At 61.7% G+C, this 14,385-nt stretch carries 16 protein-coding genes; 7 read left to right on the top strand and 9 right to left on the bottom strand.

Annotated elements, in window-relative coordinates:
• Window positions 1-15: 15 nt before the first annotated feature.
• The gene (locus ACM0O9_RS05930; RefSeq protein WP_414603711.1) at window positions 16-564 is read right to left on the bottom strand and encodes a biliverdin-producing heme oxygenase; all 549 of its coding nucleotides are present in this window, start codon (window positions 562-564) and stop codon (window positions 16-18) included.
• Between the two features lie 166 nt (window positions 565-730).
• Between ACM0O9_RS05930 and ACM0O9_RS05925 the strand changes: the two genes are divergently transcribed.
• Window positions 731-1,024 carry a hypothetical protein gene (locus ACM0O9_RS05925; RefSeq protein WP_088497482.1) on the top strand — a complete coding sequence of 98 codons (294 nt, stop codon included), beginning with the start codon at window positions 731-733 and terminating at the stop codon, window positions 1,022-1,024.
• A 16-nt stretch (window positions 1,025-1,040) separates the two neighbouring features.
• Here ACM0O9_RS05925 and ACM0O9_RS05920 read toward each other — a convergent pair whose 3' ends face one another.
• Entirely contained in the window at window positions 1,041-1,526 is a 486-nt protein-coding gene (locus ACM0O9_RS05920) for a TspO/MBR family protein (protein WP_414603712.1), read from the bottom strand.
• A gap of 73 nt (window positions 1,527-1,599) precedes the next feature.
• Window positions 1,600-3,795: an AsmA family protein gene (locus tag ACM0O9_RS05915; RefSeq protein ID WP_414603713.1), complete on the bottom strand. Its 2,196-nt coding sequence runs from the start codon at window positions 3,793-3,795 to the stop codon at window positions 1,600-1,602.
• A 133-nt stretch (window positions 3,796-3,928) separates the two neighbouring features.
• Here ACM0O9_RS05915 and ACM0O9_RS05910 point away from each other — a divergent pair, with 133 nt between their 5' ends.
• The 3 genes from ACM0O9_RS05910 (at window position 3,929) to ACM0O9_RS05900 (ending at window position 5,626) form a co-directional block, all read left to right on the top strand.
• Window positions 3,929-4,408: a GNAT family N-acetyltransferase gene (locus ACM0O9_RS05910; RefSeq protein WP_414603714.1), complete on the top strand. Its 480-nt coding sequence runs from the start codon at window positions 3,929-3,931 to the stop codon at window positions 4,406-4,408.
• A 71-nt stretch (window positions 4,409-4,479) separates the two neighbouring features.
• Window positions 4,480-4,800: a hypothetical protein gene (locus ACM0O9_RS05905; protein WP_206620807.1), complete on the top strand. Its 321-nt coding sequence runs from the start codon at window positions 4,480-4,482 to the stop codon at window positions 4,798-4,800.
• Between the two features lie 541 nt (window positions 4,801-5,341).
• Window positions 5,342-5,626 (top strand): hypothetical protein, encoded by a 285-nt coding sequence (locus tag ACM0O9_RS05900; RefSeq protein WP_414603715.1) that lies wholly within the window; start codon window positions 5,342-5,344, stop codon window positions 5,624-5,626.
• 34 nt (window positions 5,627-5,660) lie between these two features.
• Here the strand turns inward: ACM0O9_RS05900 and ACM0O9_RS05895 are convergent, their stop codons facing one another.
• From ACM0O9_RS05895 to ACM0O9_RS05870, 6 genes are all read right to left on the bottom strand, one after another.
• On the bottom strand, window positions 5,661-6,254 hold the full coding sequence (locus tag ACM0O9_RS05895; protein ID WP_414603716.1) for a hypothetical protein: 594 nt from the start codon (window positions 6,252-6,254) through the stop codon (window positions 5,661-5,663).
• Between the two features lie 838 nt (window positions 6,255-7,092).
• Complete coding sequence (locus tag ACM0O9_RS05890) at window positions 7,093-8,070, bottom strand: leucine-rich repeat domain-containing protein (RefSeq protein ID WP_414603717.1); 978 nt, start codon at window positions 8,068-8,070, stop codon at window positions 7,093-7,095.
• A 1,031-nt stretch (window positions 8,071-9,101) separates the two neighbouring features.
• The gene (locus tag ACM0O9_RS05885; RefSeq protein ID WP_126412189.1) at window positions 9,102-9,554 is read right to left on the bottom strand and encodes a hypothetical protein; all 453 of its coding nucleotides are present in this window, start codon (window positions 9,552-9,554) and stop codon (window positions 9,102-9,104) included.
• Window positions 9,555-9,640: 86 nt separating this feature from the next.
• Window positions 9,641-10,924 (bottom strand): hypothetical protein, encoded by a 1,284-nt coding sequence (locus ACM0O9_RS05880; protein WP_262220034.1) that lies wholly within the window; start codon window positions 10,922-10,924, stop codon window positions 9,641-9,643.
• A 68-nt stretch (window positions 10,925-10,992) separates the two neighbouring features.
• Window positions 10,993-11,184, bottom strand: coding sequence for a hypothetical protein (locus ACM0O9_RS05875; RefSeq protein ID WP_262220033.1), 192 nt, complete (start codon window positions 11,182-11,184; stop codon window positions 10,993-10,995).
• Between the two features lie 3 nt (window positions 11,185-11,187).
• A complete protein-coding gene (locus tag ACM0O9_RS05870) occupies window positions 11,188-11,694 on the bottom strand; it encodes a hypothetical protein (RefSeq protein WP_414603718.1) in 507 nt (168 codons plus the stop codon).
• A 637-nt stretch (window positions 11,695-12,331) separates the two neighbouring features.
• Here ACM0O9_RS05870 and ACM0O9_RS05865 point away from each other — a divergent pair.
• The 3 genes from ACM0O9_RS05865 to ACM0O9_RS05855 all read left to right on the top strand — a co-directional run bounded on the left by ACM0O9_RS05865 (window position 12,332) and on the right by ACM0O9_RS05855 (window position 14,372).
• The gene (locus ACM0O9_RS05865; protein WP_262220031.1) at window positions 12,332-13,087 is read left to right on the top strand and encodes a tetratricopeptide repeat protein; all 756 of its coding nucleotides are present in this window, start codon (window positions 12,332-12,334) and stop codon (window positions 13,085-13,087) included.
• Between the two features lie 457 nt (window positions 13,088-13,544).
• The gene (locus tag ACM0O9_RS05860; RefSeq protein WP_235649593.1) at window positions 13,545-13,901 is read left to right on the top strand and encodes a hypothetical protein; all 357 of its coding nucleotides are present in this window, start codon (window positions 13,545-13,547) and stop codon (window positions 13,899-13,901) included.
• The gene (locus ACM0O9_RS05855; RefSeq protein ID WP_235649594.1) at window positions 13,902-14,372 is read left to right on the top strand and encodes a hypothetical protein; all 471 of its coding nucleotides are present in this window, start codon (window positions 13,902-13,904) and stop codon (window positions 14,370-14,372) included.
• Window positions 14,373-14,385 lie beyond the last annotated feature (13 nt).

Here is a 14,385-nt window from a genome sequence, read left to right as displayed (position 1 = left end):
AATGTGAAGGGCCTTTCATTCAAACCTGAATTCTTCATCTACGCAGCGACGGATGTACTGGAAGGCGTCTGTCGCGCCCCTGCATGCCTGCGCGCGCTCCTGGCCACTTAAAACGAGGGCATCCAGTTCCTCCCGCTCGCGTCTCCAGTATTCGGCCACACCGAGGTTGGAAGGGCGCAGGTGGCGCGCTCCGTACCCGGCATGAAGCTGCAACGCAGCGGCCATCTTCAACAGCACGGCCGCCCCCAGCGTCGAGCCCTCCGCCACGTAGCGCCAGCCCAGAACGGTCGCTTTCGAGAACACATGCGGCTGCGGTTGCCAGGCATGGGGTGCCGGCACGGAAGCGCCGAGGTCGCGAAGATCCTCCTCGATCAGCGGCAAGCGGGTCGCGCCCGGATCCTGCATCCGGTACAGCGGCGCAACAGCGCTATGGAAGTGCCATTGCACGCGCAGGAAGCAGAGGTAACGCTGGCGCGACGCGAAGATGTGTTGCTGCAACAGGTGCTGGTCGAGGCGATCGTGGGCCGCTCGGGTGTGCGCTTTCAGGGCAGCGCTGAGGGCCATGGGGTGATCGGGTTGTGCTGGCAATGTGGATGTAGGCATCGGCGCGCACCCTAGCAGATTTCGATGCAGAGACCGGTGCAGGTTTCGCGGCCAGCACATCTGCGCTGCACGCCAGCTAGACAGCGGCTGCCCTACGGTGACTGCAATTCCAACAGATGCCACGCCCGTGAACCTGCAGACCGCACCCGCGCCCCAGTACCGTATGCTCCCTGACAGCTGCCAATTTGAATTGCTGGATGTGGATGCACTGCAGGATCCAGCCAGTGGCCGGCTGCTGCACCTGTACTCGCTGGTAGCGCGTTGCCTTTCCTGCGAGACGATCTTCAAGGCAGAAGAAGGGCAGGGCCTGGTCAGCCATACTGCAGCGCGAGTGGTGCGGTGCCCCACCGGTTGCGGGCAGCAGGCGTTCAAGCCGGCCCTGCTGCGGACCTGGTGCCCACAGGCCGTGGCCCAGGCATGAACGCTGGATCCGCGTGTCACAGCAGCCCTGGATTGGCCCGCCAGACGGCGAAGTTGAGCGCCGAGGCGAACGAAATCCAGGCAAGGTAAGGAAGCAGCAGCACCGCCGCGGCCGGGCGGGTACGCGCAAACGCGACGATTGTCGCGCACACCAACACGATCAATACAAGAATGTCGGCGAAGGCAAGCGCGCCCAGCTTCCAGCCGAAGAACAGCCAGCTCCACAGTGCGTTGACGGCCAACTGCACCAGATAGAGCAGCAGCGCGGGCCGTGCGCCGCGCCAACCGCGTTCGCGCCAGACCAGCCACGCGGCAACCGCCATCATGGCGTAGAGCAGTGTCCACACCGGGCCAAAGACGCTGGCCGGTGGTGCCCATGCGGGGAGGGCAAGGCTGGCGTAGAAGCTTGCTGCGGACGTGGACGCCCACGCCCCCAGGGTTGCCGCGACGAAGGTGATCGCCACCCATCCCAGAAGTCCGGAAACCTGTGAACTCCGCTTCATACCGTGCAGCTCCCTGATGCTTGTGCTGCCTGTCTACGCACAGAGGCAGCGAATGGATGCAGGTTGCTGACCTTCAATCTGAAGAACCGACGGCACCCGCTCCCTGGCTCGCTGGCAGCAGGGAAGGTCGCTGGTCAAACCACTCCCTTGCCTTCGCCAGGTGCCATTGGCGCTGGTCACCGTCCAGCTCGATGCCCGCACCCAGCAGCCCCCAGCGCAGGTAGAGATCACCGCGCTTGCGCTGGTCGAGCAGATCCAGCCGCGCGCGTACCGAAAGCCGATCGTTCTCGGCCTGCAGTCCATCGATGATCAGATGGCCCGGGCGCCAGCGCAGCGTCGCCCGTGCCTGCACCTGGCCGGAATCCAACAGCGACAGGGTCCAGCGCGGGTAGTCGGTACGCTCTGCGAACAGTGCAAGCAACGGCCGGGCATCGCTGAGATCCAGATCCGTGGTGGCATCGACCTGGAAGGGCGACTGCGCGTCGATGCGGCCACGCTTGAAGGCCACGCGGCCTTTCCATGCGCTTGCCCGCTCTGCGCCCGCCACCTGCACATTGCGAAGTTCGACGGTGGTGCCGGACAGATCGAAATGACGCTGATTGAAGTCACCGCGGCGCAGTGTTGCCTTCACGTCGATGTCGCCGCCCATATCCAGTCCTGCCACCTTGGCACTGGCATTGCGCCCCAGCAGCCGGGCAGTGCCATGGCCGACGCGTCCATCGGTGTCGAGCGTGGCATCGCCGCTCAGGCTGCCGGTGCCACGGAGCAGTCGCACCTGCGGCGAGTCCAGGTAGCGGTTGTAGGCGGCCAGGTCGGGAATCGTTGCTTGGCTGAAGCGCAGGTGCGCGCGGACACCCTTGCGCAGCTCCTGCAGGCGACCATCACCGGTCAGGTCCAGGGCCAGATCACGGCCGTCGAACAGGCGCACATCCTTGGCATCGGTTGGCCGTGCAGTGAATCGTGGCAGCCGGACAGCCAGCTGTGCCTGGCTGGGGCTGCCGGCCTTCAATTCGCCATGGGCGCTGGCCGTGCCCGCCAGTCGCACGCCGGCGACTTCGGCCACGGCTTCGGCGGCCGGAATGTCCACGGTGCTGCCTTCGATCAGTTCGCCGTTGCGCACGCGCAGATCCGCTTTCAGCGTGCCACCGCCGTCCAGCTGCAGCCACGGCTTGCGAACGAACAGGGCAGGGATCCAGTTGAGCGAAGTGAACGTCCATTCGCCGCGCACGGTACCAGAGCTGCGTTCCAGCAGCTGGGCGGGCTGCTGGAAGGGGATGTCCCGGCCACGGACGCGCAGATCCGCATCCACTTCACTGCCTGAGCCGGGCTTGGGCGGCAGGCGGGCCTGCAGGCGCAGGTCGTTGGACACATTGAGCTGCAGGGCCAGGACGCCGCGATTGGGGGCACCATCACCCAGGTAGAGCGGCACCTGCCAGATCGCGCGGTCCCCGGGCTGCAGCTGGCCGTCGATCAGGTGCAGCGCCAGCTGCAGGCGTCCGGGCACGGGCGCGCTGGAGATCTTCGGCGTTGTGGCATCCGTGTCCATGCGCAGGCCCTGGCTGCGGGCGTCGACCTCAAGCTGGGCATGCAGCAGCTTCAACTTGGCCAGACCGGGCGCCTGGTCCCGATAGTGGCGCGGATAGCTGAAGCGCGCTGTGAGATCCATGTCGCCCAACAGCTGCACGCCGTCAAAACTGGTGTCCGCATCGCTGAACGCCACCTCGGATTCGAAGAGCTCCGACGGCCCGCCGCGCAGCTGCTTGAGGAAGCCCACCGTACCCCGGCCCTTGCCAATGATCAGCAACTTGCCAAAGCGTGCGCTGCGGATGCTGTCGCTGTGGATGGCATTGAAACGGAGCGTCCAGCCGCGGTCGCTGCGCGGCGGTGGCGGGATGGCTTCTTCGACGCGGCTGATTTCGGCGGAAACCCCCGTCGCCTGCAAGCGCGGAACCCGTACCTCGCGCTGGAACAGGGGCAGCACCGCCAACCGGGCGCTGGCGCGCTCGGCATGCAGCACGTAGACCGTGTGGTTCACGTGGCCGCGCATGTGCACGTTCCAGGCGATGACATGGCCGGGCAGCAGCGTGATGGCCGGGCCGGTGGTCATCACGAACTTGTGCGGCTTGCGGTTGGTGACCTGATCGAACAGCGGGGTATTGAGGAAGATGTTGCCGGCCAGCAGGTACAGCAGGTAGATGCCCAGCAGGACGTACGCGGGAACGCGCCACCGTCGAAGCCGGTGCGGGATGTGCACGGAAACAGGAGACATCTACTGCTCTGAGGGCCGGAATTTCCACAACTATTGCGGAGCCGATGGCGGTGGCGCGTGAAGCAGCTGCGGGGCAGGCGCTGGATTCTGGTAGTGTCCGGCCTGGTCACGACCACAGATCTGCAGGAGACGCATGGAGATCCGGCCCGCCCGTGCAGGCGATTTCGACGCGATGTGGGGCATGTTCAAGACGGCCATTGCGGCGCAGGATGCGCTGCCCTTTGCTGGCTCTTTCGCTGTCGAGACGTTTCGCACGCATTGGTTCCAGGCCCAGGCACCTCATGTAGCTGTGCTGGAGGGCCGGGTTGTGGGCATGTACAAGATGGGCCCGAATTTCCCTGACCTTGGGGCGCATGTGGCCAGCGCCACGTATGTGGTGGATGCGCCAGCACAAGGGCAAGGTGTGGGCCGGGCCCTGGTGGAACACAGCCTGGAGCGGGCGAGGGCGGAAGGATTCCTGGCCATGCAGTTCAATTACGTGGTCAGTACCAATGCCCCGGCCGTGGCGCTGTACCGGAAGCTGGGGTTCGATGTGGTGGGAACGCTACCGAAGGCGTTCCGGCATGGGACGCTGGGCTTGGTGGATGTCTTTGTGATGCACACGTACCTGTGATGCGATGCGTTGGTCGCACGTGGTCGGCGATATCCAGCCGAGGCTGGCTGCACAATTCCTGAGGATGTCCCTTGAATCCATTGGTACAGTTTTTGCTGAGTCTGCTGGCGGGCGCGTTCCTCTTTCTGTTGGCTGTGGGGCACGACTACTGGAAGCGCCTGCGTTGGCTCTTCGGATGGGATCCCAATCTGGGCCATGAATCTGCAGACAAGCTCATTTCCATCGCCAACAGGACGGTGCTGGTGACGGCCGCCTTGCTGTTGGTCTGGGCGGTGACAGGCCCATCCCCGTACCGGAGGAACTGGGAGATGGAGGTTTGGGGTTTGGCGGCCGGCACGTTGATTGCGTATGTGACGCTCATCCTCAGCGCATCGACGCGGGCCCGCGCCTAGATGGCATGGAGCTCGCCGGCATGGAACGAGCCGAATAGCGTGACGCGTCACGACCAGTGAGTGGCTACGGCTGGGGTGCCAGAACGCGCTCCTGAGGCCTCGGTTGTTGGTGCCGAATCGGCGAAAGCGCTCTTGCCAGGCTGGCGTGCAGCCACGGCAAGATCAGCGGCAAAACTACGCCCGCAAAGCCGTCTTTACCCGCCACTGTCAGATCCGCAAGATCCTTTGCCATTCGTGCAGAGGTTGAGGGAAGCCCAAAGGGCGGTTGGCAGTGATCGAATCACTGACAATCAGGCCGGCGCCTGGAGTGGATCAGGGGCGTGACTGGTGAAGCCTGGATCGGGCAATGGCGTAATGAACATAATATACATTATGCGAAATTCTGTATTGGCCTGATCCGGTTCGCCGGCACGATCCGGCAATGGCTGCGGCTTTTGGCTGGCTCTTGCCTGCCTGCTCGCTCCTCCGCCAAGGATGAGTTTGCAGCATGCGGATAGATCCAACCGGCTCCTGGGCCGGTTTGGGATTCCAAGGTGGGCACATGTTCACGCCCGAACGTCATCAGTTTGAGCCATGCGACATGGCCTGGTGGTCCCTGACCTGCAACATTGCGCGCGAATGGCGGCTGATGATGGCTGAGGCGGCTCCCCGGGCTGTAGCTGCCCGGGAAGCGTCAATTGCGGCGAAATCTAGTGTCATCTACCTAGCCGAAGCCCTCAGAATTCGCCGAGAACGACGGTTTGGCGTGGGCGATCCCGGCTCCGACGCCGGGGCGTCCAATGTGGTCTACATGAGCCGTGGGCCGAGGCCTCGCCAGCGCGTGTGAGGCGCACCCGTAGGGGCGCTGCCCCTACACCCCATTAGGCGACCGGTTTCGCAAGCGCCGCGATGAGCATCACGTCCAGCCTTCGGAAACTATCAACCGCACGCCTATGCGAAGCCCGAATTGAGTCTGTATACAACACCATGGCTTCGACGCGCTGCTGAACCTCTGCACGATTGGCCTCCGAGGGATTTCGCATAAATTCCAAGTGAGCCGCTTCATGCAGTCCGACCAATTCGTTGTTGAACCGATACGTGTCAATCAGCGATTTGGTAAGCGCGTAGCACTCTATGATCGCGGTGCGTAGCTCAACATCAGGTACGTGCCCAATATGGTCGGCGTTCTCCCGAAATACGGTGAAGTAGTCCTCGGCGATCGGATAGTGAATCTGGAGCGGTTGACCCTCGGGTAGTTGTTCAATGCGAACCGTCATAGTTAGCTCATAGAGCCTGTGCACGGTTCGGACTTCAACATGGATCGCCTGAAGCGTTGCCCTGACCAGCGACCTTGAATCATCGGCAGCTTGCATTCGCTGGAATCTAAGGGTCAACCAAGTTCCAAGCAGCGAAGCGCCACCACCAATGACGGCGCCAATAACCGCGCCAACGAAACCTTCGTTCCAGATATCCATCCCCTCCCCCTGTTTCAGCCTATTTGCGTGAATGTGCACGTTGCCTATCGCTCACGGCAACGCAGCCAGCCACCCGAAGGCGACGAAACCTGTTCCCAGCCGTTCGGCAGTCTCCGCATCGCTTGGCCACCGATACAGGCCATCCCCGAGCGTTTGGCTGCGTCAGTACCCAGCGCAGGTAGCGTCACCACCTCAGTAGATGGACTTGGGCGCCCCGCCTGCCTGGATTCCTGCTGAAGCGCATTAGCCTCAAACCCGTCACAGAGTGACTTCATGCCTGGATGCGGATGATTTGGCCAGCGATACTGCTCGCAGTTGAACGGTGTCGTGGTCTTAGTCATTGAGTTGTACGCCGCCTTGGGCGCTGCTGGTATTGGCTTTGGCGCGGGGCCTCTCGCTGAATGAATTTGCTGCGCTGACACCGCGCCTGTAACGACCAGCAACATGCATATCGCCCCGAGTCGAATGTCCATATTCCCCCTCCAGATTGGGGGGATGGTACTCGATCCCTCTGGCGTAGATTACGGTAGCCCCGGTAGATGAAACGGTCTTCTGCGCCCAGTTCATGGTGACCTGCATTAACATGCTGGCGGCGCCCAAACCCGCCGCGCCCCTCCCAGCCACACCCACGAGAAGGCCGGTATCGACTCTCCGGCGAATGGCATGGCGCATAAAGCAAACAGGCCAGCTGCTAAAAGTTGAAGTGTCGTGACGCGCCGGGCATCAACCTTGCCTGCGTAGTGCCCAATGGGAATGATCTCGCCCGCCAAGGCGAACGCACTCAGCAAAGTCCCCCGCTCGCCCCGGCTCATGCTCAGTACGCCATTGCACGGCGGAACTACTGCGCTACCGCTGCAGCTTCAGCGGCGGCCTTCTTGAGATTCAACTTTGCCATCCGAGCCCTAACCCCACCTTCTCGATCACCTAACCGCTGAAGAATCTGCCGTTCACTGAGCGTAAAGTGCTTCTTCTTCGTTAGTGCAACGTGCGCCAGCGTCGGATGATGCACAAGCGGCGCCATGTCGCCATCGAGCACGTTCGTATCCAAGAAAACAAACCTCTGCAAAGAGCACAATCGGCTAACGAACCGGACGTGATCGAGAGGCGAGCATTTCATGTACATCAGGTTGAGCAAGTGTTTGCCCCTCACCAGGTCCGCAAAACCGCGGACGTTCTTGCAGTTCTCGAAACGCAGTTCACGAAGCTCGTTTAGGTCGCCGATTGGGTCGATGCACTCCAGCTTCGGCGCGAAACCGACGAAGAGTTCGCGCAGACCTTGCATTGTTTCGAGCCCCTTCAAGCTCTGTAGCTTATTGAAGTAGAGCGAGAGCCTCTCCAGCGCGGGCAGGACGGACAATTCGGTGATGTCACCTGATGCTGGACTGAATCCGCCCAGTGCCAAGCCCTTCAAGCGTACGAGGCTTTCGTCGACGCGAAATTTCCTACTCCATGGTTGGCCTAGCGATTCGAGCTTAGTGAAGGGACTAAGGTCGTCGATGGCATTCGGCCCCGCGTTGGTGAAGAAATGCTTGAGCCACTCGGCATTTCCTCGCAGAACGGACAAATCGACTTTGTCAAAAAGCATCAAGTGAAAATCAGCCACAGGAAAGAAGGCCTCAATGAAATCGATACTCTTGAGGCCAGGATTCTCGTGATCCGAAATGCCGAGTTGCGTGTACTGCCCGGTTCTCCACAGCTCTACGCACTGGGGTACGTGCTCAGCGTCGACGTAGAGCGTGCGGCCTTGCAGTTCGGATTCGAACACTGAATCAACCACTCGTGTTCGTCCGGGCATGCCAGCTTGATCACTTTTCATGGCGATCAGCTTGCCACGACCCAGGACTTGCCGTACAGCGCGGCCAGCAATTCGCCATTGGGGCCGCCCTGGACGATGTACTTCCCACCTCCTCCGCGAATGCCAGAGCACTCAGAGGGAAGTGGCGTGAACTGCACTACCACTCTTGCGCGCTCGAGCCCATACCCCATTCACGCGTCCTTTTGGCCCCAAGCAGACACCTTCCCTACCCTCGATAAACATCCCTAATCACTTGCCTATCGGTGCACGTCTGGCAAAGTCAAGCTGCCGAGCTTGGCAGTCGCGGGCGGAGCACGCGTATCACCATCGCAGTTTGCACTGATTGAGGTGAGAGACGGTTGCTCGCGAGGTGCCTAGGCTCAATGCGCCGGTGACTTAGAGGTGCGGGACAACGTAAAGTCCAAAAGACGCTAGCGATCCTCGATAGTTGGCGGAGTTTAGATCGGCAGAGAACAACGCGAGCGGCGTCGGGGGGGCGCTCGGTACGACCGGAGTAAACCATGGCGCGCGGCTGGAGGTTGGGTGGCTGAGCATTCCCAGTTCCCGTCGTAGCCCTAACGCCTCCCGAGCATAAACTTTGTGCCATGCCCCAGCTTTACAAGATGCCGCAAATACCAACTGCTTATAGCTCGGATAAGCCGATCCTTTGAGCGGCTTATAAAGCCCTATATCGATCTCGTGCAGGTCTGAACAGCTGGGCGCCGCACCAGTCTTACCGAGCTGGTAGCTCAGCGTTGTGAACTGGACCGAAACCCAGAACTCATAGCTTTCGGACCCTGCGGCGACATGTATGCAGTCGTGACCCTTAGAGTTCGGCCGGCAAGGCGCCCCGCCGAATGTCAGGCGGGTCTTGGCTTTGGGGTGGCACGAAAGCATGTATTTGTGGGAGTGGCGAAGGTCCGCAAGCAGCCTCGAAAGCACCTTCAACTCGTACGCCTTGCCTAGTGCGTAGTTGGTTGTCGGGGACTTGTTCTTGGCGCGGTCGATGGCGGCCTGGATGGCCCTCATGACGACCGCCTTAGTAATCGTCGTCATGGGCGTGGCGTCCTCGATGGCGTGCTATTCGGTGCCGGCCCCTCGTCGCCGAATGAGATTCTGATGAACGCCTCGACTTCATCTAGTTCGTCGGGTGTCAGCTTTGCATCAGTACGGTGGGGAAGATTCTCTCGTAGAGAAAACTCGCGATAACCTTGCAGGCCCGCATCGACGTAATAGACGTCTGTAACGCCCTCCAGGCCGTCGACCAGACGTGTCAAGTCAGCGAGAATCGAGCCGAGTTCGACTTTGTCCACCCCCGATCCGTACGCGACGAGGGTCGAGAGCGCAGCAGCTGATTGTGCGTTTACATCCTCGGGGTGGTCAGCGATCGCGCCCCTCACCGATTCCAACAGCTCATGCAGTGTATCCAGCTCGTTGAGCTGAGCATGCCTGAGTTCCTGCAATATCAACTCCAGCACTTCGGTACCTTCCAGGTCTTCAGTCATGGCTTTGTCACTTGCTCTCTGATTGGGATAGCCCTTAGTGGCGGCAATTGATATTCGCTACCGCTTTGTTATCAACTTTGCTTCAGTTAGAGAATGGCTGCACTACCGACATTGCCCTGGCAATCGAACGCAATCGCTATCCGGACATTGCCACTGGGATCAATAAGGCGGGACATGCTCTCATTCAGCGCGTACCGTAGCTGAAGGTAGCTGGCCTGCTGGTCATTCCCGAGCCGGTGATAGTCGGACGTCATTGACCTCAGCTTATCCTTGCGCAACTGGAGGGTTTCACCCGAGTTCCAGAATGCCTTGCCCATCAGCGCGGACTCCTGAACAGAAACTGCGTTTCTGAACTGCTCCAGGAGGTCGCTCCAGCGGTCTTCGTCCACCGACATGCGTGAGTAATTGCGCTGCGTCGGATCGAGGTAGGCGGTCACGAAGTCCAAGGCTGAGGCAAGGTTGAGAAAGAGTGCGCGTCGTGCCAGCAGCGGCCTCACCCGCTCGATAAGGCCTTGGAGCTTTTTGAACGTGTCGCCCGTTCCAAAGGTGTCGGAGTCGGTCAGGGTCGAAATCTGCCTGATCAGCGAGGCCATGTCTTCCACCAGCTTGTTGCGCCACGCATAGGAGTCCTTGATGACGCCTTCAATGGTGTTCATCTTATGCTGGGGCAGCTCATCCGGGCAGCGGAGCTCTCGCATGTGCGAGGCAATCTCCTTGATGTAGTCGAATGCGCCCGTGATTCGGGCCTTGTCTTCGTTTTCCTGCCTTTCAATAACTTCGGCGATGGATTCCTTGATGACACCAAGACTCTTCTCGATATCTGCCAGGTGTGATTGAGCAACGGCGATGCTAACAAGCTGAAATGCTCCGCCGGCAAGCTGTTTGGCCTTCCCCCCCTGCATCAACCTGGCCTTTCCGACCAGCTTGCCGGACGTGTCGACCGCATCGGCGAGGATCTCTCCCGACTTGGTCCTCATCAGAGAGTAGGTGCCTTCCGTGAGTCCCCTCTGGATCTCGGGCTTGAATACCACCTCGACGGTCCTGCTGGGAACGCTGGCAGCCCCTTTGAACAGATCGGCTGCAAGATGCTTGACCCGTTCGATGCCACTGCCGCACGAATCGAGGGTGTGTGTTCGCGGGGGGATGCGCTCGATCTCCCTGCATTCGAGCAGGCTCATTCCGTTTTCATCAAAAAGAGCGAAGTCACAGCCGAGGTCGGTCTTCGCCTCCACCATGTTGGCCGACGGTGAATCGACGCGACTGGACTGACCGGCCTCAGCACGGACGCCGGCTGCCTTTCGGCGGATGATGATGAACGAGGCGCCTGCGATGAGTAGGGCCGAGATAGTGATAAGCAGAATGGTGTTCAAAGCTTCCTCAAAAATGTGTTCGCATGCGTTGAGCGATAGGCAGCTCGTCGAGTCACCCGGAGCGATGCCTATTTGATGGCGGCCTCAAGCAGACTGACGTAGGTATTCAGCCGCGTGCGCATAGCTACCAGCACCCAGCCCATCAGATACATCATTACCACTACAAAGATCAGCAGTCCCCCGACCAAGTTGAAATCGTAAGCGCCTGCCCAGTGCCCCCATTCCCAGTTGCGGAACTGGAGGTACAGAGCAGCCAGCACGGGTTACGGGCCCAGCTTCTGCAGCCCGCCGTAGAAAAGCCTCATGCGCTCGTTCATGTTCTGGCGGAGGCTGGTAACGAACCGCGGACGCCCTTCCAGCTCTGTTCTGCGGAAGTGCTTCAAGGACGCCACCAGCTCACGCCAGTAGTCAAACTCGCTGTCCATTTCTTCAGCGTGCGACAGGCGCGGCTTGGCGTACTGGCGCCACTCCCGCTTGGCGGTGAGCAATACGCCCACCAGGAAGCCTTCGATCTCGATCAGCAGGCAGGCGTGCGCCAGTCCGGTCGCGATCTCGACCGAGAGGAGACGGGTGGGATCTGCGGCAGAGAGTAGGCCGCCCGCGGCTGCCAGCATGCCAAGACGAAGCGCCCACTTTTCGGAGCGGGATTGCTTTGGATAGATGCTCTGCCCGGCCCCCCGCTGCACGTGCTGGTAGAGCCAGCCGTACGTCAAGATTGTAGGCTCGGCCGCGGTTGTATCGGTAGGGGCGACTTCCACCTGCATATCCATTGCGGTGACCCAAGGGTATGGAAGAGCAGACGCCCTGCCCAGGCGCGGCACATAGACCGATAGCCAATCATAGCGCTGGGAGGGCGTACTGGGATGTCGGGATCCTCCTGACTCCAGGTGCGGTAGGTCTGCGGAGCTGGGGAGTGGCGCCTCGGCCGGGCGACGGCAGGCGCCAACGAGGGGGGGTAGTTCAGCCACGCAGGCGTGGCCCCACGGGGGGGGGGGGGGCGGCTTATATGGCGCGCCGCTCTTTTTTCCTTAGCGTGTATGCTGATATCTCCCGATGTCTCCAGGATCGCCAGCCCGATCTGACGATGACAATCGCATCCTATGTGGCGGATCGCTACATCCAGATCTTTCGGGGCGACGTTGCAGCGGCGTCGGTGATTTCAGAATACGTTGCCATCACGGAGCAAACTAATGGGTGTTCATTCCGCCCGGGCGAGGAGCTTGTGGCTACGGGCGGTCACGTACCCTACCCCCGATAACGCACCCTTATCGCGAGTCGCGCGGCGCGCGCGCTCAGCAGAATTTGATTCAATTAACGTGACGCGTCACGCTCGATCGCTGCCACCCCATTGGCGCCCCACCCCTCCCCTACTATAGTTCCATCCCTCACAAGGACGAGGCGGCACACATGCCCTATATCGGAATCGGACTCCACGTACTGGCAGCCATCTACTTCGCGGTGCACGCCATCCGCTCGGGCCAGAGCCTCTACTGGCTCATCCTGCTCTTCTCGTTCCCGTTGCTCGGTAGCCTCGTCTACTTCCTGGCGATCTACTTCCCGGAAGTCCGCCACTCGCGCGGCGCCCGACAGGTCGTCCGTTCCGCCAAGCAGCTCATGGACCCGGGCCAGGACCTTCGCAATGCCCGCGCCGAACTGGCGCGCACGCCCACCGTGCAGAATCAGGTTCGCCTGGGCATGACGCTGCTGGATGCCGGCCAGGCCGAGGAAGCCAGAACCCTGCTTGAGCAGGCAGCCAGCTCGCCGCTGGGCGACGATCCCTACATCCTGACCGGTCTGGCGCGTGCCCGCCTCGATTCCGGGCAGCCCGCGCTTGCGGTGGAGACGCTGGACGGCCTGTTCGCCCGCCATCCGGACGTGCGCCGCAAGCCGGAACAGACGCTGCTTTACGCGCAGGCATTGGCGGCTACCCAAGCGCCCGGCACCCGTGCCGCGTTCGAGCGGGCCGTGGAATGCGGAAACGATGCCGCCGCACGCTGCCTCTACGCCGAATGGCTGATGGCGCAGCCGAAGCCCGACGATCGTGAGCAGGCCCGCAGCCTGTTCGCCAGCATCATCGATGATGCCCAGCACTGGTCGCGTCACGCGCGCAGCCACAATGCCCCATGGTTGGAGCGGACCAAGGCCGCGTTGAAGGGCTACTGACGCCTAGCAGCCTTTGGCAATCCTGTCGCATTCGCCTCGCCCACGGCCCCGCCGGGCGGATACCGACACTCGGCAGACTTGCACCATCGACATCGCCGATAGCATTGCAGCGCAACGCTCCAGCCTCATTGCGCCGTATGCAACGAATCTGAAAATGTTGAAAGTGGTGACGTCATCAGCCCTACTGCATTGGCATCACGCATAGGTCCGCGTATTCCTTGCCCTGCCACCGTGCATCGGTGGTCGGGATTCGAAACCCCGGTTGTGTGGATGTTGCTCGCACTTGCCAGCCGGCACTGCTTCGCGCGGTGCCGGCTGGCAATCCGTCAGTCGGCTATGGCGGGCGGTGCGTGGAGGCCTTGCGCCTGCCCGGTCATCCACACACGGGGTTTCGAACCACGCATCGTCCGCCACCTTTATCGGTGGCGGCTTCTGCATGCACGCAAGGAGCCCAGCCATGACCCAGCCCCACTCCCCTGCCCCGCACCCCATCCACGACGCGCCCGCAAACGGCACGGTGCTGGACCCGAACACCCTCATCGCCCTGCTGCACAGCATCAGCTCCGGCGCCGCCTCCGATGGTCAGCCCTGGCCGGAACGGCATCAGATGCCGGGCCGACGCATCGCCTTGGCGGATACCGATTGCTCGCTGGCCGGGCTTCGCGTGGTCCTGGAGATTCTGCTGGCCGCGCAGCGCGCCCGCGAAAATGGCGAGCTGGAGCAGTACGTTGGCCCGCGCGTAATGGAGGGGCTGATCATGGCCGGAATCGGCCTTACCGCACACGCCAGTACCCGACTGCATCCGGAGGGCTGAGTGGCCTGGTGGCGCTGGGCGGCCACCGCGCTCTGTCTTCTGGTGGTGGTTGCGGCACAGACGCAGTGGCTGGCACCGCCCAAGCCCTCGCCTATCGGTTTCCACAGCATCCCCGGCGATCGCTTTCTGCAGTTGCGCCGCCAAGCCATGCAGTTCGTGGAGGCTCGGCCACAACAGGGCTTCCAGTTCGTTGAGCGGCATCGAGATGCCGAGTTCCAGGTTCATTGCCGAGGCATACCCGTGCTGTGGCTGGAGAGGCGCTCGCACCATCTGCTGTTGAAGGCCTCACTGGACGCGAAGCAGCGGGCGCCCGCCGTTGTGCGGTTGCGGGCGCTCCTCCAATGGCAGTTGGAGCCGTTGGATTACCTGGAGCAGGTACTGGCTGGCGTGCCGGAACCTGTTCTGTTGGATCGGGTGCTGCAGATTCTTGCCAGTGATGTGCCTGATGGGGCGCGATGTGGCGTGCCGTAGTCGAGCGTGGCTC

Origin of the sequence: Stenotrophomonas sp. FR012 (assembly GCF_047520565.2) — a bacterium.
GTDB lineage: Bacteria > Pseudomonadota > Gammaproteobacteria > Xanthomonadales > Xanthomonadaceae > Stenotrophomonas > Stenotrophomonas sepilia.
This window is presented reverse-complemented; position numbering and strand designations above follow the sequence as displayed.